Source organism: Devosia ginsengisoli, from assembly GCF_024707105.1.
In the GTDB taxonomy this organism is placed as follows: domain Bacteria; phylum Pseudomonadota; class Alphaproteobacteria; order Rhizobiales; family Devosiaceae; genus Devosia; species Devosia ginsengisoli_A.
Genome location: NZ_JANQAJ010000005.1, coordinates 431,904 through 455,408 on the forward strand (window position 1 = coordinate 431,904; position 23,505 = coordinate 455,408).

Below are 23,505 nucleotides of genomic sequence, written 5' to 3' on the forward strand. Positions count from 1 at the left end.
CGCGTTCGCGCTGTTTCTCACCCGCGCAAAGAGGGTAGCCCCGCGCTTCGCCGCGGCGAACGTGATCCTCGCGATGCGGTTAATTTACATAAAATGCCACCGGCTCGCTTCTTGTATGGAAGATGATTGATCTGTCTCCCGGATCGTGGCAAAACCGCGCCATGACCCATTTGCATTCCGACCGCCTGTTCCCCGCTTCCGAGCCCGCCAAGTCCCTTGCGCGCGAGCTCTATCCCGAAGTCCGCGACCTGCCGCTGATCTGCCCGCATGGGCATACCGATCCGTCCTGGTTCGCCGATAACGGGCGTTTTTCCGATCCGGCGGCCCTGTTCCTCACGCCCGACCACTACGTGCTGCGCATGCTGCGCAGCCGGGGTCTCAGCTATGACGACCTCGGCGTGCCCCGCAAGGATGGCAAGCCTGTCGCCAAGGGTCGCGATGCCTGGCGTCTCTTCGCCGCCAATTACTACCTTTTCGCCGGCACGCCGTCGAAAACCTGGGTCGATCACTCGCTCAACTGGGCCTTCGGCATCGAGGAGGAACTGTCCCCCGCAACGGCCGACGCCATCTACGACACCATCGACGCGGCTCTCGCCACGCCGGAGCTGCTGCCCCATGCCCTGCTCGACCGGGCCCGCGTGGAGGTCATCGCGACCACCGAATTCGCGCTCGATCCACTGGTCCACCACCAGAAGATGGAGCAGGCCGGCACCATCGGCCGTGTCCGCACCACCTATCGCCCCGATGACGTGACCGATCCCAGCCGCGCCGCCATCGTCGAAAACCTGCAGAAATTCGGCGAGATCACCGGCGAGAACATCACGACCTGGTCGGGCCTCATCAATGCCCATCGCAACAGGCGCGAATTCTTCCGCCGCTTCGGCGCCGTCGCCACCGACCACGGCGTGCCCACCGCCAACACCGCCGATCTGTCGGGCCCCGAAAAACAGGCTCTGCTCGACAAGGTGCTGTCAGGCCGCCACGACGCCGATGATGCCGAACTGTTCCGCGCCCAGATGATGACGGAAATGGCTTTGCTGTCGGTCGAGGACGGGATGGTCATGCAGATGCATGCCGGCTCGCGCCGCAACACCGATCCGCTGCTGATGGCCGAACGCGGCACCGATCTCGGCGCCGACATTCCCGGCACCACCGATTACGTGAACGGGCTCAAGGCCTTGCTGAGCCGCTGCGGCAATGAGCCCAACCTGCGCCTCATCACCTTCGTGCTCGATGAAACCACCTATGCCCGCGAACTGGCCCCCATGGCCGGCTACTGGCCGAGCCTGATGATCGGCCCGCCCTGGTGGTTCCACGACAGCCCGCAGGGCATTCGCCGCTATCTCGACCAGGTCGTGGAAACATCAGGCTTCTACAACCTCGCTGGCTTCAACGACGACACCCGCGCGCTGCTTTCCATTCCCGCCCGCCACGACGTCTGGCGCCGCGAAGTCTGCGGCTTCCTCGCCCGCTGGGTCGGCGAAAACCGCATCACCAACTCGACGGCGCGCGACGTGGCGAAACACCTGAGCTATCAGGCCGCCAAGGATGCGTATCGGATAAAGTGAGGTTCTTCCCCTCTCCCCTTGAGGGAGAGGGACGACCTGACGCGTTCAGCGGAAGGTCAGGGTGAGGGGTCCTGCGCCATCCCATGCTTCGTCTCCCGTGGATGGCGCAGGACCCCTCATCCGCCCTTCGGGCACCTTCTCCCTCAAGGGGAGAAGGGTAGAGCTCCGACTAAGGCGACTTCCACAGCACCAGAGCCACGATCACCACACCGGTCACCAGCAGCACCAGCAAGCCGCCGAGGCCGTTCAGCACCTGCCGCCCGAATGTCGGGTGGCCTTCATCGGCGGCGATGATATCGGCGAGTCGCGTCGGTTCGCGCCGGTCTTCATAAGGTTGATGCGTCATTTCAAGCTCCCCCTGAAGGACTTGCTTTCGCGTCTGCCCAGTCTGCGCCCCCGACCGGTAACGAAGCCTTGCCGCGCCGGCCCTTCCTGCTTTTAGGGTTGCGATTCCCCCAATCGGCAACCTTACCCGTCGGTTACCGGTCACGATTTCATCACGTTTACCGGCGATCAGCGCCCACCCTGTCGAAATAGCGCTCCTTCTGCTCTAATACCGGCAATGATGAATCAGTCGCCCGTAGAAACCGCGCTCAGCCGCGCCATGATCCGCTGGTCCCTGACCAAATCGACCCCTGTGGCGGACACGCCGCGGAGCTGGATTTTCCGCGTCGAGCAGAATGGCCGCAATTTCGGCGCCCTCAAGATATTGAAGCCTGTCGTCGCCGAGGAGGAGGGCAGGGGCGCCCGCCTGCTGCAATGGTATGAAGGCGACGGCGCCGCTACCGTCTTCGACATTCACGGCGATACCATCTTCATGGAATGGCTCGATGGCGGTCCGCTGGCCGATCCGGTTCGTGCCGGCCGCGATGACGAAAGCACCATCGCCATCGCTACCGTGGTAGCCAATCTCCATCGCGCCCGCCCCGGCGCGCCCGACGATCTGCAGCCTCTGCGTGAGCGCTTCCAGACCCTGTTCGATACCGATGTGCGCGCCTGGCCGCATACGGCCCGCGATCTCTATGCCCGCTCCAGCGGCATCGCCCTCAAGCTCTTCGACCGCCCCAGCGCGCAGCTGCCGCTGCATGGCGACCTGCATCACGACAATATCCTGTCCTCCGATCGCGGCTGGCTCGCCATCGATCCCAAGGGCCTGCTGGGCGATCCGGCCTATGATGTCGCCAATGTCTTCATCAATCCGAAGCATGCCGACAATATCGCCGCCGATCCGCGCCGCATCGCCGCCCGCGCCGATATCCTGTCGCAGCGCCTGAACTATCCGCGCAAGCGCATGCTGGGCTGGGCCGCCGCCCATGCTGCCCTCTCGGCCTGCTGGGACCTCGCCGATGGCAATCCCATCACCGGCCTGCTCGCCTGCCTGCCGAACCTGCTCAGCGCCTACGACCAGGCCTAGCGCATCACCATGGATCTTTCGATGTTCACCACGACGCGCCGCGGCTTTCTTGTGCTCACCGCGGCAACTGGCCTCGCTGCCTGCTCCACCACCATCCCGATGCTGCCCAAGGCCGCCGCCAGCACGCCCGAAACCCTGACCGACGATGAAATTCTTGCGGCCATCAATGCCGTGCGCAAGGCCAATGGCGCGCCGCCCTGGGCCTACAATACCCGTCTCGAAGATGCCGCCCGCTCGCAGGCCCGCCTCATGGCGCAGAAGAACACGCTGAGCCACGATCTCGGCGTTACCCTGCGCCAGCGCGTCACCGCCGCCGGCTATATCGGCGCCGTGGGCGAGAATGTCGCCAAGGGCTATACCAGCCTGCAGGGCGCCATCGAGGGCTGGATGGAATCCTCGGGCCATCGCGGCACGCTGCTCAGCCACCGCTTCGTCGAATTCGGCCTCGCCGTGGCCCGCGCCCCCAATGGCAAGCTCTATTGGGCCATGATTGCCGGCGGCAGCTTCCAGGCCTGGGTCGCCTCCTAGCCGTGGGCCGCCCGGCTGTCCGCCGGCGCTTCCTCCCGCTCGTTGAGGCCATAGTCACGTAGCACCTGCGCCACGCGCAGCCGATAATTGGCGAACACGCCACTGCGCCCCCTGGCCTGCGTCGCACGATGCCCCGGCCGGTTGCGCCACGCCGCCACCGCCGCCTCGTCGCGAAAGATCGACAGCGACAGCAGCTTTCCCGGCGTGGACAGGCTCTCGAACCGTTCCACCGAAATGAAGCCGTCGATCTGCTCCAGGTCGGCCCGCAAGGCCGATGCCAGTTCGAGATAGCGCCCCATCTCGCCCTCTGCCGGCCACACCTCGAAGATGACAGCGATCATGGCCGCACCAGTGGGCCATGCGGCGCCGAGGCCAGCCGCAGGAATATTCGGTCTTCCTTGCGGATGAACTGCTCGCGCCGGGCAAAGTCGTAATTTTCCCGCCCCAGCGGATCGTCCCGCAGCCGGGCGCGATAGGCCTCGTAGGCCGCCAGATTCTCGATAGTGTAGACGCCATAAGCGGTCGTCGCCGAGCCCTCATGCGGCGCGAAATAGCCGATCAGCTCGGCGCCGCAGCGCGGAATGGCCTCGCCCCAGTTGCGGGCATATTGCGCGAATTCGTCCGTCTTGAACGGGTCGATCTCGTAGCGGATGAAGCAGGTGATCATCGTCTGGTCTCCATGTCGAAGCATCGATGCTACCCTATTGATTGACGACAATGCTTCGGCTACGGTCGAACTATGAAGGATGGCCCCTCCATTGCCAGCATCGCCGCCCTGATCGGCGATCCCGCCCGCGCCAACATCCTGACGGCGCTGATGGATGGTCGTGCCCTGACGGTGAGCGAGCTGGCCGAAGCGGCCGGCGTCACCCTGCCGACCGCCAGCGGCCATGTGTCCAAACTCACCGAAGCCGGCCTGCTGGTCGCCGAAAAGCAGGGTCGCCACCGCTATCTGCGCCTCTCCGGCAGCGACGTGGCCCAACTGCTCGAACAGCTCATGAGCTTCGCCCAGCGCGCTGGCGCCACACCCATCCGCACCGGCCCGAACGACGCCGCCCTGCGCCAGGCCCGTATCTGCTACGATCACCTGGCCGGCGAAGCAGGCGTCGCCTTGTTCGGCGCCCTGACCGCCAAAGGCTTCATCACCGATGGCGAGATCGTTACGCTGACCGCGGACGGCCGCGCCTGGTTCGAGCATTTCGGCATTCCCGTCGCCACGCTGGAAACAGCCCGTCGCCCGGTCTGCCTGCATTGCCTCGACTGGTCCGAACGCCGCCACCATCTGGCCGGCGCGCTGGGCTCCGCCATGCTCGACGAAATGCTGCAACGCGACTGGCTCCGCCGTGCCGGCGGGCGGGTGCTGCGATTCACGACTGAGGGCAGGAAGGCTTTTGCGGCGGAAGTGCTAGCATAGGGGATACCCCTCCCAACCTCCCCCTGATAGGGGGAGGAGCCGCACTGTGGTCATGGCAATATAGTGCCACAACCCCAATCTGTTCCTCCCCCTATCAGGGGGAGGCTAGGAAGGGGTATCCGCAAAAACTCTAAACACTCAGCGTCCGCCGCACCGCCGCATCCCAGCCCTTGACCTTCCGCCGCCGCTCGGCCGCATCCATCTCCGGCTCGAACCTCTTGTCCCGCGCCCAGCTCGCGGCAAATTCCGTCATGCCCGGCCACACCCCGGCCTTCGCTCCCGCCAGCCATGCCGCCCCAAGCGCCGTGGTTTCGAGGATCACCGGCCGGTCCACCGGCGCATCCAGCACATCGGCCAGGAACTGCATGGTCCAGTCCGACGCCACCATGCCGCCATCGACGCGCAAAACCGTGTCGCCGCCGCCTTTCCAGTCCTTGCGCATGGCCTCCAGCAGGTCGCGCGTCTGATAGCAGACCGCCTCCAGCGCTGCCCTTGCGATTTCGGCCGGCCCCGAATTGCGCGTCAGCCCGTAAATGGCCCCGCGCGCCTCCGCGTCCCACCACGGCGCGCCCAGCCCCACAAAGGCCGGCACCATATAGACGTTCTGGCTCGGGTCGGACGTCCGCGCCAGGGGGCCGGTCTCGCTGGCATGCTTGACCAGTTTCAGCCCGTCGCGGATCCACTGCACCGCCGCCCCGGCAATGAAGATCGAGCCTTCGAGGGCGTAGCTGGTCTCGCCGTCCAGGCGATAGGCGATAGTGGTCAGCAGCCGGTTCTTGCTGCGCACCAGGTCCTTGCCGGTATTGAGCAGCGCGAAGCACCCCGTGCCATAGGTCGATTTCAGCATGCCCGGCTGGAAACAGGCCTGCCCGATCGTCGCCGCATGCTGGTCCCCCGCCACCCCGAGAATGGGAATTGCCGCGCCGAACAGGGTCGGGTCCGTCACCCCGAAATCATCGGCGCAATCCTTCACCTCGGGCAACAGCGCCGCCGGTACGTCGAACAGGTCCAGCAGCCCCTTGTCCCACTGATTCTCGGCAATATCGAACAGCAGCGTCCGCCCCGCATTGGTCGCGTCACTCGCATGCACCTTGCCGCCGGTCAGCCGCCAGATGAGAAAGCTGTCCACCGTCCCGAAGGCCAGCTCGCCCTTTTTCCGCCCGCTTGCGCGCACCCTTCACATTGTCCAGCAGCCACTTGACCTTGGTGCCGGAAAAATAGGGATCGAGCAGCAGCCCGGTCTTCCGCGTGACCATGCTTTCATGCCCCGCCTTCTTCAGCTTCGCGCAATAGGCCGCGGTGCGCCGGTCCTGCCACACGATGGCATTGTGGATCGCCTTGCCGGTCGTCCGGTCCCAGATCAGCGTCGTCTCGCGCTGGTTGGTAATGCCGATGGCCGCCACGTCGTTCGCGGTGATCCCGGCTTTCTTCAGCGCCGTCCTGATCGACCAGACGACAGAATCCCAGATTTCCTCCGGGTCATGCTCCACCCAGCCGTCTTGGGGAAATATCTGGGTAAATTCCTTCTGCCCCAGTCCGGCAATCGTCCGGTCCTTGCCGAACACGATCGCCCGGCTCGATGTTGTCCCCTGGTCGATCGCCAGAATGTAACCGCTCATAGTTCCTCCACTGAGCTTGCCGCTCTATCTCCCCTCGCCCCTTGTGGGTCCGCCCTTCGGGCACCTTCTCCCACAAGGGGAGAAGGAGACAACCCTGCTAGTTGCGCCCGTCCATATACGCCTCCAGCGCCTTCACCTCGTCAGCGCTCACCCGCAGCCCCACCTTGGTCCGCCGCCACAGCACATCCTGCGCCGTCCGCGCCCATTCATGACCCATGAGGTAATCCACCTCCGCCGCATAGAGGTCCCAGCCGAAATGCTGCCCCAGTTCTTCCACGCCCCCAGCGCTTCCCAGCACTATCCGCGCCTTGCTGCCATATTGCCGCAACAGGCGCCGCAGCAATCTCGCCGGTATCCCGGCATAATCCATGCCCAGCCGCCGCGCTTCCGCCTCGAAGGCCAGTGGCTCGAAGTCGCCGCCGGGCAGCCGGCTCGTCTTCGTCCAGGCCGCGCCCTTCTTGCCCAGCACGGCCTCGATCTTGTCCAGCACCGATTCCGCCAGCCGCCGCGATGTGGTCAGCTTGCCGCCGAACACGTTGATGACAGCGCCATCAGCCGCGTCGCCATCGACCTTGAGCACATAGTCCCGCGTCGCCTCCTGCGCCGCGCTGGCCCCGTCGTCGAATAGCGGCCGCACGCCAGAATAGCTCCAGTGGATCTGGTCCCGCGTCACCGGAAGGGCGAAATATTCGCTCGCCGCGCTCAGCAGGTAGTCGGTTTCCTGGTCGGAAATCCGCACATTCTTGGGGTCGCCGTGATAGTCCGCGTCGGTCGTGCCGATCAGGGTGAAATCATCCTCATAGGGAATGGCGAAGATGATGCGCCCATCGGCATTCTGGAAGATGTAGCAGCGGTCGTGGTCATAGAGCTTGTGCACCACGATATGGCTGCCCTTGACCAGCCGCACATGATGCGCCCCGCTGCGGCCCATCGCCTCCGATATCACGTGATCCACCCACGGTCCCGCCGCATTGACCACCAGCTTGGCCCGCACGCTCTGCTGCCCGGCCTCGCCATCCAGCGCCACCAGCCACCCGCCACCCTCGCGCCGCATGCCGGTCACCTTGGTCCGCACATGGATGGCGGCGCCCCTGTCGGCCGCGTCGCGCGCATTGAGCACCACGAAGCGCGCGTCATCCACCCAGCAATCCGAATATTCGAAGCCCAGCCGATAGCCCGGCTTCAGCGGCTTGCCGGTCACGTCCCGCGTCAGGTCCAGCATCTTGGTCGGCGGCAGCAGGCGGCGGCCGCCCATATAGTCATACATGGCCAGCCCCGCCCGCAGCACCATGGCCGGCCGCAACCCCTTGTGATGCGGCAGCACGAAGCGCAGCGGCTTGATGATATGCGGCGCCTCCGCCCACAGCACCTCGCGCTCGGCCAGCGCCTCATGCACCAGGCGGAATTCGTAATGTTCGAGATAGCGCAGCCCGCCATGCACCAGCTTGGTGGCCGCCGATGACGTGCCCGAGGCCAGGTCGTTCATCTCGGCCAGCGCCACGCTATAGCCGCGCCCCACCGCGTCGCGCGCCACGCTGGCGCCATTGATGCCCCCGCCGATGACGAAGATATCGACGCTGTCGCTGCCGGCCATGGTTCAAACCTCTTTTATCTTTCGTTTGTACGCGTTTGGCTTTCGTTTTGGAAGATTGTAGTTTCGCTCTCCCGCTTGCCCGCCACATTCAATCTTCCATACAAGATCGTCATTGACCCTGCGCTGCCGGGCGGATAGGGCATGGCGTCTTCTCGGTCCCGGAATCCCGGCCATGCTCGCCATCCTCACCGTCATTGCGCCCATCTTCGCGCTGATGGCATTCGGCTATGGCGCGGTGCGCTTCCGCCTGTTCCCGGCCGATGGCATCAAGGGCCTGATCGCCTTCGTCAATAATTTCGCCACGCCCTGCCTGCTGTTCCATTCGCTACTGACCAGCGATTTCAGTTCGGCCTTCAATATCGCCATTATCGGACCGTTTTATATCGGCGCGCTGGCCTGTTTCGCGCTGGGCATCGTCATCGCGCTGAAGGCTTTCGGCAACCGGCCGGGCGAGGCCGTGTCGGTGGCCTTTTCGGGCACGTTCACCAATACTGTGCTGGTCGGCCTGCCGATCATGCAGCGCGCCTATGGCGTCGATGCGCTGCCCGTCGTGCTGTCGATCATCGGCCTGCATGGCGCCATCCTGCTCACCAGCGGCATGGTCACCATCGAGCTGATGCGTCGCGACGGCGCCTCGCTCGGCAAGACGCTGCTGGTCGCCGGTAAGCGCGTCGGTTCCAACCCGCTGATCTGGGGCATTGCCGCCGGCCTGATCGGCTATTTCTCCGGCCTTACGCTGATCGAGCCGGCCGACGCGTTCTTCCGCATGATGGCCCAGGCCGTGGTTCCCGCGGCCCTGTTCGGCATTGGCGGGGCGCTCAACGAGTTCAAGCTCAGCGAGAACTGGAAGCAGGCGCTGATCGCCTCCATCATCAAGCTGATCGTCCACCCCGCCATCGCCTATGTGCTGATGATCTGGGTGCTGCATGTGCCCATGGAGATCGCGCGCTACGGCATCCTGCTCTCGGCCATGCCGGCCGGCGTCAACGTCTATGTCTTCGCCACCTATTACAACAGGGGCGTCAGCGTCGCCGCCAATGCCATCCTCATCGGCACGGTCGCTTCGGCCGTGACCGTATCGGGCTGGCTCTACATCCTGTCGCTCTAGAGCGTTTCCAGCAAAAGTGGCAACGGTTTTGCGGTTCGGAAACGCGACAAAACAAGGACTTGGAGCGATTTCACCGTTTCAACGAAACGGTGAAATCCTATAGGCTGGCGGCCCATTTGCGTTCTATAGAAGGTCCATGAACGCATTGCTTGGACTCTTGCTGATTGCCCTTCTGGTCATGATCAGCATCCTGATCGCCCTGGCCGAAATCGCCTTCGCGGCGGCGCGCGAAATCCGCATTCGCGCGCTGGCCGAGCAGGGCGATGCCCGTGCGCTCCGCTTCATCAAGCTGCGGGCCAATGCCGGCAATGTCATCACCGCCCTGCAGATCAGCACCAATGCGGTCTCGATCCTGGCCGGCATTGTCGGCTCGGAATTTCTCGCGCCATATTTTGCCGCCCTGCTATCGCCACTCATGCCGATTGAGAATGCCGAGACGCTTGGCGGCATCCTCTCCTTTGTCCTGGTGACGGCCCTGTTCATTCTCCTCGCCGACCTCACCCCCCGGCGCATCGCCATGATGATGCCGGAGCGGGTGGCGCTGTTTGTCGGCGGCTTTCTCGAAATCCAGGTCCGCATGCTCAAGCCCCTGGTCTGGATCTTCAGTTCCCTGTCCGACCGGCTGATCGCGCTGCTGCGTCTCAAGCCCGAGCGCAATGACGAAGTGACCGGCGAGGATTTCCGCATGATCCTGGCCGGCGGCGAGGCCTCGGGTGCGTTGATGAAGAACGAGCACCAGCTCATCAAGAATGTGCTGGCGCTCGAATTGCGCAGCGTCACCTCGGTAATGACGGTGCGCGATAGCATCACCTATCTCGACATCCGCGATTCCACCGAGATCCAGCGCGAAAAGGTGCAGCAGTTTCCGTTTTCGCGCTATCCGCTCTGCGATGGCGGGCTGGACAATGTCATTGGCTGCGTCCGCGCCGAAGACGCGCTGGCCGCCGCCTTCGAGCATTCCAGTTCGGTCGATTTCCGCGAGGCGCGCCGCGACGTGCTGTCGGTCCCCGACTCCCTCAATGTGTGGGAAGTCATGGCCGAATTTCAGGCCCAGAATACCGGCTTCGCCCTGGTGGTCAGCGAATATGCCTATGTGGTGGGCATCGTCACCTTCAAGGATTTGATGGCCGCCCTGGTGCAGGGCCTGGTCAATCCCTTTGAGGAAAAGCCCATCCTGCGTCGCGAGGACAACAGTTATCTGATCGACGGCGTCACCCCTTGGTCGAGGTGGCGCAGGCGCTCGGGCTCAAGCAACTGCATGGCGATGGCCATTACGAAACCATTGGCGGCTTCGTCGTCCATCACCTGCGCCGCGCCGCCCGCAAGGGCGATCGCGTCGATGCCGGCGGCTATACGTTCGAAGTGGTCGACGCTGACCGCATGCGCCTCAACCAGTTGCTCGTCACCAAGCAAGTCAGCAAGACCTCGCCTGCCAAATCCGGCAAATAGCCTGCCGTCAGCTCAGCAGCTCGGTGAACCGCTGCGGTGCGCCCATATCCAACTGTGCGCGCGGCTCCAGCGATAGGCCGACCACCCCGCTGTCATAGGGTTTGACATCAACCACATTCATATCCCGCTTCTCCGTCAGGTCCCCGAACCAGGCCGCGCCCGGCGACACGGTGGGAAACACGAAGAAGTTGAAGCGGTCGACCAGTCCCAGCCGCACCATGGATTGCACCAGGCCTGCGCCGCCCGACAGGTGAATGTCGCCGCCTTCCTGCGCCTTGAGCTCGGTGATGAACCCCACCAGCGCCGCATCATCCGCCGCTGTCACCATCCGCGCCCTGTGCCACGGCTCCAGCGCCCGCGAGCCGCTGCGCGAGATCACCAGCTTTTCGATATCGTGCATATGCCTTGCCATGGCCTGGTTGCTCGCCGTGCCTTCGCCCGATGCCAGCGTGCCCGGCCAATAGGCCACCATTTCGTCATAGGTGGTGCGGCCGATCAGCATCGTGTCCGAAGTCGCGGCATTCTCGTTGATCTGCCGATAGACGTCGTCGCCCACCGCATCCACCCATTCGAACGGGCTGTCCAGCCGGCCATTGAGAGTGGTCATCATTCCCAGAATGACTTTACGCATTGTCCGTCTCCATAAGTTAGCCATTTAGATAAGTAATTGGACGTGGCTTGCCCGTTCGCCCGGTGCGTGTGTGACTCACCCCCACCCTTGATCCCTCCCCAAAGGGGAGGGAGACGATGAACATTGACCTCGGAGCTGGCGCCTCCCTCCCCATGATGGGGAGGGACTGAGGGTGGGGTGACGGGAGCCACAGAAACCCGAAGTGCCCCAGGCTCGTGTCTACCTCTCGACCAGCGCCGCCAATTGCGCCGTCACCGATCCCCAGCCGTCATAAAAGCCCATGTCGCGATGCATGGTCTGGTCGGCATTGTCCTTGTGCATCACCACAGCTCGATAGGCCGTGCCTAGGTCGTGGTCATCAAGCGTGATCACCGCCGTCATCATCGGCTGCTCGGCCGGCCGCCAGCCGCCCACCAGTGCATTGGTGAAGACGATCCGCCGCCCCTCTTCGAGAGCGAGGTAGCAGGCCGAGAGGTGCGGGCCGAACTCGCCGCCATTCTCGCTCATCAGCGTGGTCAGCGCGCCGCCCGGCCGCAGGTCCATCTCCGCCACCCGGCACAGGGCTGGTGCCGGTATCCACCATTTGGCAAAGCTCTCGGGCGTCGTCCACGCCGCCCAGATGGCCGAGCGCGGCGCCTTGATGACGCGGCTGATTTCGAGATCGCGTTCCGGATCGAGCGGAGTCATGCCTTCTGTTCCTTGTTCTGGGTGACGAACTGTTCCAGCCGGTCCGTCCGGCCTTCCCAGATCGCCCTTTGTTCGTTGAGCCAGCTATCGACCGCCGCCAGCCGAGCCCGGTCTATCGTGCACGTGCGCACGCGCCCGGCCTTGCTGGTGCGGATCAGCCCGGCCCCCTCCAGCACATGAATGTGCTTCATGAAGGAGGGCAGGGCCATGTCGAACGGCGCGGCAAGCTCGCCCACGCTGGCCGGCCCCCGCCCCAGCCGTCCCACCACCGCCCGCCGCGTCGGGTCGGCCAGTGCCTGGAAAATGCCATCGAGCTGCGTCTGATACTGTTCCATAAGGCTAAGTATCAGGCAAAGACGCTTAGCGCAAGAGCTAACGATTCTGATGCTGCCGAACGGGCGGGGCAGGGGGAGGGCTTGCTTCGGAGCACCTGGCCCCTATTGTGCCTGCCATACCAGAATTGCGAGTCCCGCCGAATGACCGACAAGTCCATCGAGATCCTGCAAACCGGCAAGCTGCTCGCCAGTTGCGAAGCTGCCCTGGCCGAGCGTTATACCGTTCACAAGCTGCATGAAGAGGCCGATCCCAAGGCTTGGCTGTCAGCCAATGGCAGCCGCATCCGCGCCCATGCCGGCTCGGGCGTGCAGGCCGATCTCATGGATGCGCTGCCCAATCTCGAAATCATCGCCAGCTTTGGCGTCGGCTACGACAATATCGACACCAGGACGGCCAAGGCCCGCAATATCCGCGTCACCAACACGCCCAACGTGCTCAACGACGCCGTGGCCGAACTCACCATTGGGCTGATGATCGCCTTGGCCCGCCGCATCCCGCAGGCCGACCAATATGTGCGCCAGGGCAAATGGCTCGGCGGCAGCATGCCGCTTTTCACCGAACTCACCGGCAAGACCGTCGGCATTCTCGGCCTCGGCCGCATCGGCAAGGAGATTGCTATCAGGGCCCAGGCCATGAAGATGCGCGTCGTCTATCACGGCCGCCACCGCCAGGCGTCCGAGCCGCATGTCTTCTACGACAATCTGGTGGACATGGCGCGCGACAGCGACTGGCTGGTCATCATCGCCCCCGGCGGCAAGGGCACCGAGCGCATCGTCAGCCGCGAAGTGCTCGAAGCGCTCGGCCCCAAGGGCATGCTGGTCAATGTCGCCCGCGGCACGCTGATCGACGAACCCGCCATGCTCGACCTGCTGCAGAATGGCGGCCTCGGCGGCGCGGCGCTCGATGTGTTCGAAGACGAACCCAAAGTTCCCGCCGGCTTCCTCGCCCTCGACAACGTCGTCCTCAGCCCCCACCAGGGCAGCGCCACGGTGCAAACCCGCGACGCCATGGGCGCACTATTGGTGGCCAACCTCGAAGCCCATTTCGCCGGCGAACCGTTGATCAGCGCGGTGGTGTAGCGTCGTTCGGAAACTTGCCACCGGGTCATTCCCGCGAAAGCGGGAACCTCTGCGGGCAGGGAGCCCTATTCCAGATTCTCCTGCACCATCGTCCCCGTGTCATGCACGCAGAACATCACCAGCCGCCCCTCGCCGATATTGGTGAATTTGTGCGGGACCCCGCTCGGGACCACCGCGATATCGCCCGGTCCCACCTCGAAGCTCTCCTCGCCCGCCACGACGCGCGCGCGGCCCGCTTGCACGATCCAGGTCTCGGGATAAGGGTGGATATGCAACCCCGGTCCCTGGCCGGGATCGTTGTCCACGGCAAAGAACGAAATATCGGTGCCATAGGCCGCCCCTTCGAACCGGATCGTCCGGCTCTTGCTCTGTGCCCGGTCCGCCGCGCGCAATAGATGCATGGTCTTTCTCCTGTCGTTCTGTCTTTCCGACGAACGGCAGGGCGCCTTTTCGACATGCCCCGTCTGCGCAACGCCACGATTCCCTTCCGCGTTGCGACCCGCTAGCTTCCCGTGACGAACAGGAGAAATGTAATGACCGAGTGGTGGCGCGGCGGAGTGATCTATCAGGTCTATCCCCGCTCGTTTCAGGACAGCAATGGCGATGGCATAGGCGATCTGCCCGGCATCATCGCCCGGCTCGATCACATTGCCGGCCTCGGCGTCGATTGCATCTGGCTGTCACCCATCACCCAGTCGCCTCAGGCCGATATGGGTTATGACGTGTCCGATTATCGCGAGGTCGATCGCCTCTTCGGCTCGCTGCAGGATTTCGACAGCCTCGTCGAACAGGCCCATGCCCGCGGCCTCAAGGTCATCATGGACCAGGTGGTGAGCCACACCTCGGACCTGCATCCCTGGTTCCAGGAATCGCGCCTCAACCGCACCAATGCCAAGGCCGACTGGTATGTCTGGGCCAACCCGCTGCCCGACGGCTCCCCACCCAATAACTGGCCCGCCGTCTTCGGTGGCCGCGCCTGGGAGTGGAACCCCACCCGCGGCCAGTATTACCTGCACAATTTCCTCGCCAGCCAGCCCGACCTCAATTTCCACAATCCCGAAGTGCAGCAGGCCGTGCTCGATGTCATGCGTTTCTGGCTGGAGCGCGGCATCGACGGCTTCCGCCTCGACACGGTCAATTACTATTTCCACGACAGCAAGCTGCGCTCCAATCCGCCCAACAAGGTCAAGAACGAGCATCTGGCCTATGCCGTGAACCCCTATGACATGCAGGAGCACCGCTACTCTAAGAGCCAGCCGGAAAACCTGGCTTTCCTCAAGCGCGTCCGCGCCCTGCTCGACGAATTTCCCGGCGCCACCTCGGTGGGCGAAGTGGGAGACAGCCACAAGTCGGTCAAGCTCATGGCCGAATACACCTCCGGCGGCGATACGCTCCACATGTGCTACGGCTTCGATTTCCTCGGGCCGCAATTCACCGCCGCCCATTTCCGCACGCGTATCGAACAATTCTTCAAGGCCGGACCCGATGGCTGGCCCTGCTGGAGCTTTTCCAATCACGATGTGCCGCGCCACGTCACGCGTTGGGCGCCCTTCAGCCAGTCCCCGGCCGCTCTCGCCCGCCAGTCGGCGGCTTTGGTCCTGTCGCTGCGCGGCTCGGTCTGCCTCTATCAGGGCGAGGAACTGGGCCTGCCCGAAACCGATCTGCTGTTCGAGGAATTGACCGACCCGCGCGGCATCCGCTTCTGGCCCGAGGACAAGGGCCGCGACGGCTGCCGTACCCCCATGCCGTGGGACGAGGGCAATGCCCCCAACGGCTTTACATCAGGCACACCCTGGCTGCCGGTCAAATATGCCCAGTCGGCCCTCAATGTCGCCGGCCAGAACGCCGATCCGAATTCGACGCTGGCCTTTTATCGCACCATTCTCGCCTGGCGAAAGAACCACCCCGTCCTGCTGACCGGCGATATCGCCTTCCTCAAGACATCGGAGCCCGTCCTCGCCTTCCGCCGCACCCTGGGCGAGCAGAGCCTGCTCTGCCTCTTCAATCTCTCGGCCGAAGCCCAGACCCTCGCCGTATCAGGCATCTCCAGTGGCACCGAGCTCGAGCCCGTCTCCCAACACGCCGCCCTCGCCGGAAAAAGCCTGCAACTCGGCCCCAACGGCTATGCTTTCGTGGCGCTGAATACGGGCCGGCGGGTGAGCATCAAATAGCGGATACCCCCACCTAACCTCCCCCTGATAGGGGGAGGAATCCGCTCGGCTTGTGGGTATAATAGTGCCTCAAACTCGATCTGTTCCTCCCCCTATCAGGGGAGGCTAGGAGGGGGTATCCCCAGAAACCTACGCCGCGCCGAGCAGCTTCAGCGAGCCGGGCTCGAAGAACATCATGCCCAGCGAGCCATCCGCCTTCACCACGAAGGCGCGCACGCAATTGTTCCATTCCTCGACGCCGTCGACAGTATAGCCCATCGCGGTCAGCTCCTGGCTGATCAGGTCTTCCGACCCGACGATGGGGGAGCCCACGTCGCAACTGATATTGCCGGTTGCGGCCTGCGCCGGCAGAGCCACGACGGCCAGGCTGGCGGCGGCGATACTGGTGGCTAGAATGGTCTTGAACATGTCGGTCATCCTTTTCTCGGGAGGTCTTGAACACCCCGATCATCGGCCCGGCACGTCTCGGTCACCAGTTAAACTACTGCAATCAATATGAAATATTGGAAAGCGCTCGGTAATTCCCTGTCCATCTTCCGGCAGGAAGAGCGCTGCCTATTCCACGCGGCGCAAGGTCATCGGATCGTAGAATTCCATGGCTTCGCGACCATCGGCCTGCCTTACGAAGGCACGGATGCAGCCGCCCCACATTTCGGTGCGGGTCACGTTCACGCCCCGGCCGCGCAGCAGGTCGAAGTTGAAATCGTTGATCTCGGCCTCGCTGAATATTTCCGGGTCCAGCCCGAACGTGCCCGAGCAGATCGGGGCGGCCAAAGCGGGCGATGCCATTGCGGCGATGAGGGTGAAAGCCAGGGGCAGGGCAGGGCGCATGGTCAGAATCTCCTTTGTCGCTATTGCTGCCGCGCGATTGCGGCGGCCTCGCGGCGCCTGATCAGTACCACCACGGCAGGGATGGCGAAACTCAGCAGCAATAGCCGGATCACGTGATGCGCCGCGATGAAGGCGGTATCATAGCCCAGCGCGATGCCCAGCGCCCCCATGCCCTCCAGCGCGCCGGGCGATAGCCCCAGCCAGAGCTGCCCGAATGGCATGTCGACCACCAGGCTCACCGCATAGGTCACGACAGTCACGATGGCCAGCGTCATGACGGTGGCGATCACCCCGCCCTTGGCCGCGTTCATGAATTCCGCCCGCGTGATGCCGGCAAAGCGCGAGCCGATCAGCGCGCCGGTCAGGATGAAGGTCACCGTCACCAGCGGCGTCGGAATGGCCTCGACATAGAGCCCGCCCAGCTTGGCCGCCGTCGCCGCCGCCATCGATCCGAGCACGAAGCCGGCCGGCATCTTGAGCCACAGGAAGATCAGCCCCATCACAGTGCATCCGGCCCCCAGTGCCAGCAATTGCCCGATATCGAGGAACTCCGTCGGCGCCGGCGGGGTGAAATGGTCGATGGGCAGGAACATCGCGCCAACGGGCACGGCAATGGTCAGCATCAATATGCGGATCACCTGGATGATGACGATCTGCCGGGAATCGCCCACGCCCGCTGCCGCGATCCCCAATATGAAAGACAGATGCCCCGGAAACGAGCTGAGATAGGCCGTCCCCGCATCGAGTTTGAACACCTTGACCAGCATCCACCCGGTCAGCGCGATGATCAGCACCAGTTCCACCACCAACCCCGCCAGGCTCACCGGCCAGCTGGCAATCAGTTGCAGGCTGTCCGGTGCTACATTGGCCCCCATCGACATGCCGATCAGCACGAAAGCCACATCCCGCAACCGGTCCGGCATGCTGACCTTCATCCCGGCCATCGCTGCCGCCGTCACCGCCAGCGCCCCACCCATCAGCCACCCCGCCGGAAGGTTGAGCAAAGTGGCAATCAATCCGCCGGCCGCGGAGATGACGAGGGTGAACAGAGCCGGGTAGAGTTTGGAAAGGTAGGGCATGAAATCTTCAGGAGATAAAAGGGAATAGCACGGCACGATCCTGCCACAGAAGGGGCGTTCACCCTCCCACTTGAGAGGAGGGTAGCGTAACTCGGCCCATCCGGGGCCGTAGTGAAGCTAGGGAGGGGGTATTCTCCCCCAACGCCAAAACCAGTGCGTCGTAAACCCCCTCGGGATTGTTCATTACGTCGCCATTGGTGAAGCGAAGTACAGTATATCCGTGTCTGGCCAGTGTCTCATCGCGCTCTCGATCCTTACGCATCGCCGCGTCGGTATAGTGCGTATCCCCATCGATCTCGACAACAACCCTGGCTTGGTGGCAGGCAAAATCGACAACGAACGATCCGAGCGGCACCTGCTTGCGAAAGTGATAGCCGCTCGATCGCAGCGGTTCGATCAGCTTCCAGAAGCGGACTTCGACCGTTGTCGGGTTCTTCCGCAAACTCTGCGCGCGCGTTGCCATCGCACCCCCTCCCAGCTCTGCTACGGCCCTTTGGGCCTAGCGACGCTTCCCTCCCCTCAAGGGGGAGGGTGGTCTCCACTCGCTGGCAAAATCCTGCCACAACCACCGGCCTCACCCTCCCCCTTGAGGGGAGGGAAGCGAGATAGGACTTAGCCCTTGCTAAGTCCGTGATCGAGCAGGGAGGGGGTATCTCTCCAAGAATCCGAAGTTCCGGATTACCCCACCGGCAGCGCCTTCTCCGCCAGCCGCACCCAGTACGACGCCCCCACCGGAATCACATCGTCATTGAAATCATACATATCGGTATGCAGCTCGGCGCTGTCGCCATTGCCGAGAAAAATATAGGCCCCCGGTCGTGCCTCCAGCATGAAGGAGAAATCCTCCCCGCCCATCGATGGCGGCGCGTCCTCGTCCACCCGCTCGGCGCCCGCCACCTCGCGCGCCACCTGCGCGGCAAAGTCGGTCTGCTCGCGCGCATTGACCGTCACCGGATAGCCCCGCGCATAGCGCACCGTCGCGGTGGCGCCGAAGCTCGCGGCAAATTGCGGTACGAAATCCGCCAGCCGTTCCTCGATCTGGTCCTGCACCGCGCCATCCAGCGTGCGCACCGTGCCGGTAATCTTGGCCGTGCGCGAAATCACATTGTCGGCTTCCCCGGCCTCCACCATCGTCACCGACAGCACCGCGCTATGCAGCGGGTCGACATTGCGCGACACGATCGATTGCAAGGCCACGATCATATTGGCGGCCACCACGATGGGGTCGATCGTCGTCTGCGGCCGCGCCGCATGGCCGCCCTGGCCGGTAATGTCGATATAGAACCGGTCCGTCGCCGCCATGATGCCGCCGGCGCGAATGCCGAAATGCCCCGCCGGCATGCCCGGCCAGTTATGCATGCCGTAGAATTCGTCGATGGCAAACCGTTCCACCAGCCCGTCATCCAGCATGGCCTTGCCGCCCGCGCCGCCCTCTTCCGCCGGCTGGAAAATGACCGCGATCCGCCCGTCGAAATTGCGCGTCTCGGCCAGGTATTTCGCCGCGCCCAGCAGCATCGCCGTATGCCCATCATGCCCGCAGGCATGCATCTTGCCGGGCGTGGTCGAGGCATAGTCCTTGCCCGTCTTCTCGGTCACCGGCAGCGCATCCATGTCGGCCCGCAGCCCGATCGTCCGCCCGCTTCCGCCATTGCGTCCATTGATGATGCCGACCACCCCGGTGCGCCCGATGCCGGCCACCACCTCGTCGCAGCCGAATTCCCTGAGCTTGCTCTCCACCACGCCGGCCGTCCGCACGACATCATACAGCACTTCCGGGTGTGCATGAAAATCCCGCCGCCAGCCGGCGATCTCCTCGTGAAATTCGGCAATACGGTTGATGATGGGCATGGGAAGTCCGAAGCAGTCTATTCTGGGTCAGTGTCGCTGTCCCAATCGGTTAGGTCAACCTTAGCATGGTTTTCTGTCATGAACTCAGGGTCTGTCGCCGGTGCCCTCCCACCCGAGGGTGACGAGCGGTGGGTGAGGGGCGTGGCACTACGCACCCCAGCACCCCTTTTCCAACAAACCCGCGCCCTCTAGCCCAAATTTCCCCCCGTGCGGCTTGCCCCTGTCCCCCGTATTTGCCATGACACCGGCAACTTGCCGGAGCCATTCATGAAAATCCTGGTCGCCATCAAGCGCGTCGTCGATCACAATGTCCGCATCCGGGTTCGCCCCGATGGATCAGGCGTCGAAACCTCTGGCGTCCGCATGTCGATGAATCCCTTCTGCAAGCACGCCGTCGAAGCCGCCGTGCAGCTCTCCGAGGCCGGCAATGGCGACGAGGTGGTCGTCGTCTCCATCGGTCCCAAGACGGCCAACGACGTCATCCTCACCGCCCTCGCCATGGGCGCCCATCGCGGCATCCTGATCGAGACCGATGCCGAGCTCGAAACCCTCGCCATAGCAAAGCTGCTGGCCAAGGTCGTCGCCGAGGAAAATCCGGATCTCGTCCTCCTCGGCAAGCAGGCCGTGGACGATGATTCCAATCATGTCGGCCAGATGCTCGCCGCCCTGACCAATCGCCCCCAGGCCACCTTCGCCTCCGAAATCAAGGTCACGGGGCAGGGGCTGGAAGTTGTCAGAGAGGTCGATTCCGGCCGCGAAACTGTCGCCCTGCCGCTCCCCGCCATCGTCACGGCTGATCTGCGCCTCAACACCCCGCGCAATGCCGCCCTGCCCATGGTGATGAAGGCCCGCTCCAAGCCGCTCGCCGTGCGCCCTGCCGCCGAATTCGGCGTCGACCTCGCCCCGCGCCTCGTGGTCGAAAAGATATCCCCGCCAGCAGAACGTGTGGCAGGAAAGACGGTAGCCTCGGTTGCCGAACTGGCCGCCTTCATCGCATCGGATGTCTCCCAGATGGAGGCGCTGTGATGAGCGTTCTGGTTCTGGCCGATCACGATCTCGGCGCCCTCTCGCCCGCCACCGCCCGCGTCGTCGGCGCGGTCAGCGAACTGGGCCCGGTCGATGTCCTCGTCGTCGCCGACGACCCCACTGCAATCGCCCAATCCGCGTCCGCCCTGTCAGGCGTGGCTAAAGTGCTGACCGCAAAGGGCAGTTCTTTAGCCGATGGGCTCGAAACGCTGCTCGAAACGTTAACAGTACGTTATCAATACGTGGTCGCCAGCGCCGGAAGCGTGGGCAAGGATGTCATGCCCCGCCTGGCCGCCAAACTCGACCTGATGCCGGTCACCGACGTGGTCGCCATCCACGGTCCCAACAGCTTCGATCGCCCCATCTATGCCGGCAATGCCGTGCAGACCGTGACGGACAACCAGACCAGGCACGTCCTCACCGTCAGGGCCTCGGCCTTCCGCCCCGCCGCGTCGGGCAATGCCGCCCCCATCGAAGCCCTTGATGTCGAAGTCGCTTCCGCCGCCAGCCTCATCGCCACGCACCGCACCGAAAGCGACACGCCCGATCTTGCCACCGCCCAGATCGTGGTCGGCGGCGGTGTTGCCCTCGGCTCGGCCGGGAATTTCCAACTGATTGAATCGCTTGCCAAAAAGCTCGGCGCCGCCATCGGCGCCACCCGCGCCGCCGTCGATGCCGGTTACGCCCCCAATGACTGGCAGGTCGGCCAGACCGGCAAGATCATCGCCCCCGACCTCTATATCGCCATCGGCATATCCGGCGCCCTGCAACACCTCGCCGGCATTCAGGGCGCCAAGAAGATCGTCGCCATCAACACCGATCCCGAAGCCCCGCTGGTCAAGCTGGCCGATGTGGCGCTGATCGGCGATCTCTTTGAAATCATTCCGCAATTGCTGGCAGAACTGGACGGCAAAATTCCCTGAGACCTCATGGTGAGCCCGTCGAACCACGAGGTCGGGCACGCCGATCTGCGCCACTTCCCCGCATTGCAAAAATCCCACCGCCCCCTATAACAACCCCGCCTCCCACCGGAACGACTCCTCATCATGTTCGAGACCCTGACCAAGGCCCCCGGCGACAAGATTTTGGCGCTCATGGGCGAATTCGCGGCTGACCCGCGTCCCACCAAGATCGACCTTGGCGTCGGCGTCTACAAGGACGAGCAGGGCACCACCCCGATCATGTCCTCGGTCAAAAAGGCCGAGCAGAAGATTTTTTCCGGTGGCAAGACAAAGACTTATCTCGGCATTGCCGGCAACAAGGGCTTTGGCGCCGCCGTGCTCGACCTGGCTCTGGCCGATAGCGTCGACCGTTCCCGCGTCCGCATCACCCAGGCGCCCGGCGGCACCGGTTCGCTCTGGGTGCTGATGCAACTGGTCAATCGCGCCCGCCCCGGCGCCACCGTGTGGGTCTCCGACCCGACCTGGCCCAATCACAACCCGATCGCCATCAATTCGGGGCTTCAGGTCAAGACTTATCCCTATTTCGACACCGAGACGCGCGGCGTGAAATTCGCCGAAATGCTCGATGCCCTCGACAAGCTCGGCAAGGATGATGTCGTGCTGCTGCATGGCTGCTGCCACAACCCGACCGGCGCAAATCTCTCGCCCGATCAATGGGATAAGGTCGCGGCCAGCCTTGCACGCACAGGTGCTCTGCCCTTCATCGACCTGGCCTATCTCGGCTTCGGCGATGGTCTGGAAGCCGATGCCTATGGCACGCGCAAAATCTTATCCTCGGTGTCAGAAGCTCTGGTAGCCTTCTCGGGTAGCAAGAATTTCGGCCTCTACCGCGAACGCGTCGGAGCCGCCATTCTCGTCGCCCGCGACGCCGCCCAGGCCGATATTGCGCAGTCCCAACTGCTTAACATCATCCGCGGCGCCTATAGCCAGCCCCCCCGATCATGGCGCGGAAATCATCCGCACCATCCTCGAGGACGCCGAATTGCGCGCCGAATGGGAAGCCGAACTCGACCTGATGCGCGCCCGCATGATCCGCCTGCGCGAAAAGCTGAGCGAAGCCATCCGCCAGCGGTCGAATTCCAAGGATTTCGACTTCATCGCCGCCCATCGCGGCATGTTTTCGCTGTTGGGGCTGGAAAATTCGGTCGTCGAACAACTTAAGGCCGCGAACGGCGTCTATATGATTGGAGACAGCCGTATCAACGTTGCCGGCATCCCCGAAGATCGCGTTGGCGAACTGGCCGATGCCATTCTGGCGGCCATAAAATAACGCCAGCGAATGCCCTTGCGGCAAGGCTTTGCCGTGCTACATCTGCCTGAGAGGCATAGAAGGATTTAGGAGGGAACCATGAAGTTCTTTGTCGATACTGCGGAAATCAAGGACATCAAGGAGCTCTACGAGACGGGCCTGCTCGACGGCGTGACCACCAATCCGTCGCTGATCGCCAAGTCCGGCCGCGACTTCAAGGAAGTCGTCAAGGAAATCTGCTCGATCGTGCCCGGTCCGGTTTCGGCCGAAGTCGCCTCCCTCGAATATGACGGCATGATTGCCGAAGGCACTGTGCTGGCCGCTTTGGCCGAGAATGTCGTGGTCAAGCTCCCGCTGACCCTGGCCGGCCTCAAGGCCACCAAGACGTTCAAGGAACGCGGCGTAAAGACCAACGTCACGCTCTGCTTCTCGGCCAACCAGGCCCTGCTCGCCGCCAAATGCGGCGCGACCTATATCTCGCCCTTCCTGGGGCGTCTCGATGACATCAACCTCGATGGTGTCGAGCTGATCGAGAATATCCGCCAGATCTACGACAACTACGCCTTCGATACCGAAATCCTGGCCGCCTCGATCCGTTCGCCCAACCACGTGACCCAGGTCGCTTTGGCCGGCGCCGACGTCGCCACCATCCCGCCTGCCGTCATCCGCAAGCTGGCCGACCACCCGCTGACCAATGCCGGCATCGACGGCTTCCTCAAGGACTGGAAAGCCACGGGCCAGTCGATCGTCTGACGCCTTCTTCCCTTCTCCCCTTGCGGGAGAAGGTGGCGCGTAGCGCCGGATGAGGGGTCTGCGACCTCTCCGAACATATAGGGTGAGGAGGTAACCCCTCACCCGTCTCGGCCTTCGGCCGCTCCACCCTCTCCCGCAAGGGGAGAGGGGTGCCGGGGC

General features: G+C 63.7%; 25 protein-coding genes and 3 pseudogenes. 14 read left to right on the forward strand and 14 right to left on the reverse strand.

Features of this window, described 5'->3' with window-relative positions; all coding sequences use genetic code 11:
* Positions 1–161 precede the first annotated feature (161 nt).
* On the forward strand, positions 162–1,568 hold the full coding sequence (uxaC, locus tag NVV79_RS03555; protein WP_303986324.1) for a glucuronate isomerase: 1,407 nt from the start codon (positions 162–164) through the stop codon (positions 1,566–1,568).
* A gap of 169 nt (positions 1,569–1,737) precedes the next feature.
* Here uxaC and NVV79_RS03560 read toward each other — a convergent pair whose 3' ends face one another.
* Positions 1,738–1,914: a hypothetical protein gene (locus NVV79_RS03560; RefSeq protein WP_303986326.1), complete on the reverse strand. Its 177-nt coding sequence runs from the start codon at positions 1,912–1,914 to the stop codon at positions 1,738–1,740.
* Between the two features lie 216 nt (positions 1,915–2,130).
* On the opposite strand from NVV79_RS03560, the gene NVV79_RS03565 reads away from it, so the two are divergent.
* Both NVV79_RS03565 and NVV79_RS03570 read left to right on the forward strand, forming a co-directional pair.
* The gene (locus NVV79_RS03565) at positions 2,131–2,982 is read left to right on the forward strand and encodes an aminoglycoside phosphotransferase family protein (RefSeq protein WP_303986328.1); all 852 of its coding nucleotides are present in this window, start codon (positions 2,131–2,133) and stop codon (positions 2,980–2,982) included.
* 21 nt (positions 2,983–3,003) lie between these two features.
* Positions 3,004–3,510 (forward strand): CAP domain-containing protein, encoded by a 507-nt coding sequence (locus NVV79_RS03570; RefSeq protein ID WP_303986330.1) that lies wholly within the window; start codon positions 3,004–3,006, stop codon positions 3,508–3,510.
* On the opposite strand, the gene NVV79_RS03575 is transcribed toward NVV79_RS03570, so the two are convergent.
* Both NVV79_RS03575 and NVV79_RS03580 read right to left on the reverse strand, forming a co-directional pair.
* Positions 3,507–3,851, reverse strand: a complete 345-nt coding sequence (locus NVV79_RS03575; protein WP_303986332.1) for an antibiotic biosynthesis monooxygenase — start codon at positions 3,849–3,851, stop codon at positions 3,507–3,509. The two genes, NVV79_RS03570 and NVV79_RS03575, sit on opposite strands and share 4 nt — an antisense overlap.
* The gene (locus NVV79_RS03580) at positions 3,848–4,177 is read right to left on the reverse strand and encodes an NIPSNAP family protein (RefSeq protein WP_303986334.1); all 330 of its coding nucleotides are present in this window, start codon (positions 4,175–4,177) and stop codon (positions 3,848–3,850) included. Before NVV79_RS03580 ends, NVV79_RS03575 begins: the two co-directional genes overlap by 4 nt.
* Positions 4,178–4,249: 72 nt before the next feature.
* Here NVV79_RS03580 and NVV79_RS03585 point away from each other — a divergent pair, with 72 nt between their 5' ends.
* On the forward strand, positions 4,250–4,924 hold the full coding sequence (locus NVV79_RS03585) for a helix-turn-helix transcriptional regulator (protein WP_303986336.1): 675 nt from the start codon (positions 4,250–4,252) through the stop codon (positions 4,922–4,924).
* Positions 4,925–5,054: 130 nt separating this feature from the next.
* On the opposite strand, the pseudogene glpK reads toward NVV79_RS03585, so the two are convergent.
* Positions 5,055–6,543, reverse strand: a pseudogene (glpK, locus tag NVV79_RS03590) (glycerol kinase GlpK).
* Between the two features lie 97 nt (positions 6,544–6,640).
* Positions 6,641–8,137, reverse strand: a complete 1,497-nt coding sequence (glpD, locus tag NVV79_RS03595; protein ID WP_303986338.1) for a glycerol-3-phosphate dehydrogenase — start codon at positions 8,135–8,137, stop codon at positions 6,641–6,643.
* Positions 8,138–8,309: 172 nt separating this feature from the next.
* Between glpD and NVV79_RS03600 the strand changes: the two genes are divergently transcribed.
* The 3 genes and pseudogenes from NVV79_RS03600 to NVV79_RS22515 all read left to right on the forward strand — a co-directional run bounded on the left by NVV79_RS03600 (position 8,310) and on the right by NVV79_RS22515 (position 10,694).
* Positions 8,310–9,245: an AEC family transporter gene (locus NVV79_RS03600; protein ID WP_303986340.1), complete on the forward strand. Its 936-nt coding sequence runs from the start codon at positions 8,310–8,312 to the stop codon at positions 9,243–9,245.
* Between the two features lie 136 nt (positions 9,246–9,381).
* A pseudogene (locus tag NVV79_RS03605) lies at positions 9,382–10,371 on the forward strand (hemolysin family protein); the annotation flags it as partial.
* Positions 10,372–10,472: 101 nt separating this feature from the next.
* A complete protein-coding gene (locus NVV79_RS22515; RefSeq protein WP_369684697.1) occupies positions 10,473–10,694 on the forward strand; it encodes a transporter associated domain-containing protein in 222 nt (73 codons plus the stop codon).
* 7 nt (positions 10,695–10,701) lie between these two features.
* Here NVV79_RS22515 and NVV79_RS03610 read toward each other — a convergent pair whose 3' ends face one another.
* From NVV79_RS03610 to NVV79_RS03620, 3 genes are all read right to left on the reverse strand, one after another.
* Positions 10,702–11,325 carry a dihydrofolate reductase family protein gene (locus tag NVV79_RS03610; RefSeq protein WP_303986344.1) on the reverse strand — a complete coding sequence of 208 codons (624 nt, stop codon included), beginning with the start codon at positions 11,323–11,325 and terminating at the stop codon, positions 10,702–10,704.
* 219 nt (positions 11,326–11,544) lie between these two features.
* A complete protein-coding gene (locus tag NVV79_RS03615; RefSeq protein WP_303986346.1) occupies positions 11,545–12,012 on the reverse strand; it encodes an SRPBCC family protein in 468 nt (155 codons plus the stop codon).
* Positions 12,009–12,347, reverse strand: a complete 339-nt coding sequence (locus NVV79_RS03620) for a helix-turn-helix transcriptional regulator (protein ID WP_303986348.1) — start codon at positions 12,345–12,347, stop codon at positions 12,009–12,011. The genes NVV79_RS03615 and NVV79_RS03620 overlap by 4 nt, the downstream gene beginning before the upstream one ends.
* A 141-nt stretch (positions 12,348–12,488) precedes the next feature.
* Here NVV79_RS03620 and NVV79_RS03625 point away from each other — a divergent pair, with 141 nt between their 5' ends.
* Positions 12,489–13,427 carry a 2-hydroxyacid dehydrogenase gene (locus tag NVV79_RS03625; RefSeq protein ID WP_303986349.1) on the forward strand — a complete coding sequence of 313 codons (939 nt, stop codon included), beginning with the start codon at positions 12,489–12,491 and terminating at the stop codon, positions 13,425–13,427.
* A gap of 65 nt (positions 13,428–13,492) precedes the next feature.
* On the opposite strand, the gene NVV79_RS03630 is transcribed toward NVV79_RS03625, so the two are convergent.
* Positions 13,493–13,828, reverse strand: coding sequence for a cupin domain-containing protein (locus tag NVV79_RS03630; protein WP_303986351.1), 336 nt, complete (start codon positions 13,826–13,828; stop codon positions 13,493–13,495).
* Between the two features lie 132 nt (positions 13,829–13,960).
* Between NVV79_RS03630 and NVV79_RS03635 the strand changes: the two genes are divergently transcribed.
* A complete protein-coding gene (locus tag NVV79_RS03635; protein WP_303986354.1) occupies positions 13,961–15,598 on the forward strand; it encodes an alpha-glucosidase family protein in 1,638 nt (545 codons plus the stop codon).
* Between the two features lie 129 nt (positions 15,599–15,727).
* Here NVV79_RS03635 and NVV79_RS03640 read toward each other — a convergent pair whose 3' ends face one another.
* The 5 genes from NVV79_RS03640 to NVV79_RS03660 form a co-directional block, all read right to left on the reverse strand.
* Positions 15,728–16,015 carry a hypothetical protein gene (locus tag NVV79_RS03640; RefSeq protein ID WP_303986355.1) on the reverse strand — a complete coding sequence of 96 codons (288 nt, stop codon included), beginning with the start codon at positions 16,013–16,015 and terminating at the stop codon, positions 15,728–15,730.
* A gap of 138 nt (positions 16,016–16,153) precedes the next feature.
* Positions 16,154–16,429 (reverse strand): hypothetical protein, encoded by a 276-nt coding sequence (locus NVV79_RS03645; RefSeq protein ID WP_303986357.1) that lies wholly within the window; start codon positions 16,427–16,429, stop codon positions 16,154–16,156.
* 20 nt (positions 16,430–16,449) lie between these two features.
* Positions 16,450–17,508: an AbrB family transcriptional regulator gene (locus NVV79_RS03650; RefSeq protein WP_303986359.1), complete on the reverse strand. Its 1,059-nt coding sequence runs from the start codon at positions 17,506–17,508 to the stop codon at positions 16,450–16,452.
* 58 nt (positions 17,509–17,566) lie between these two features.
* Entirely contained in the window at positions 17,567–17,971 is a 405-nt protein-coding gene (locus tag NVV79_RS03655) for an endonuclease domain-containing protein (RefSeq protein ID WP_303986361.1), read from the reverse strand.
* A 215-nt stretch (positions 17,972–18,186) separates the two neighbouring features.
* On the reverse strand, positions 18,187–19,356 hold the full coding sequence (locus NVV79_RS03660) for a M20 aminoacylase family protein (protein ID WP_303986363.1): 1,170 nt from the start codon (positions 19,354–19,356) through the stop codon (positions 18,187–18,189).
* A gap of 267 nt (positions 19,357–19,623) precedes the next feature.
* On the opposite strand from NVV79_RS03660, the gene NVV79_RS03665 reads away from it, so the two are divergent.
* From NVV79_RS03665 to fsa, 5 genes and pseudogenes are all read left to right on the forward strand, one after another.
* Positions 19,624–20,382, forward strand: coding sequence for an electron transfer flavoprotein subunit beta/FixA family protein (locus tag NVV79_RS03665; RefSeq protein ID WP_303986365.1), 759 nt, complete (start codon positions 19,624–19,626; stop codon positions 20,380–20,382).
* A complete protein-coding gene (locus NVV79_RS03670; protein WP_303986367.1) occupies positions 20,382–21,305 on the forward strand; it encodes an electron transfer flavoprotein subunit alpha/FixB family protein in 924 nt (307 codons plus the stop codon). The genes NVV79_RS03665 and NVV79_RS03670 overlap by 1 nt, the downstream gene beginning before the upstream one ends.
* A 171-nt stretch (positions 21,306–21,476) precedes the next feature.
* Positions 21,477–22,223: pseudogene (locus NVV79_RS03675) on the forward strand (aminotransferase class I/II-fold pyridoxal phosphate-dependent enzyme); the annotation flags it as partial.
* Positions 22,224–22,227: 4 nt separating this feature from the next.
* Complete coding sequence (locus NVV79_RS03680; protein WP_303986369.1) at positions 22,228–22,614, forward strand: aminotransferase class I/II-fold pyridoxal phosphate-dependent enzyme; 387 nt, start codon at positions 22,228–22,230, stop codon at positions 22,612–22,614.
* Positions 22,615–22,692: 78 nt separating this feature from the next.
* Entirely contained in the window at positions 22,693–23,346 is a 654-nt protein-coding gene (gene fsa, locus NVV79_RS03685) for a fructose-6-phosphate aldolase (RefSeq protein ID WP_303986371.1), read from the forward strand.
* Positions 23,347–23,505: the final 159 nt, after the last annotated feature.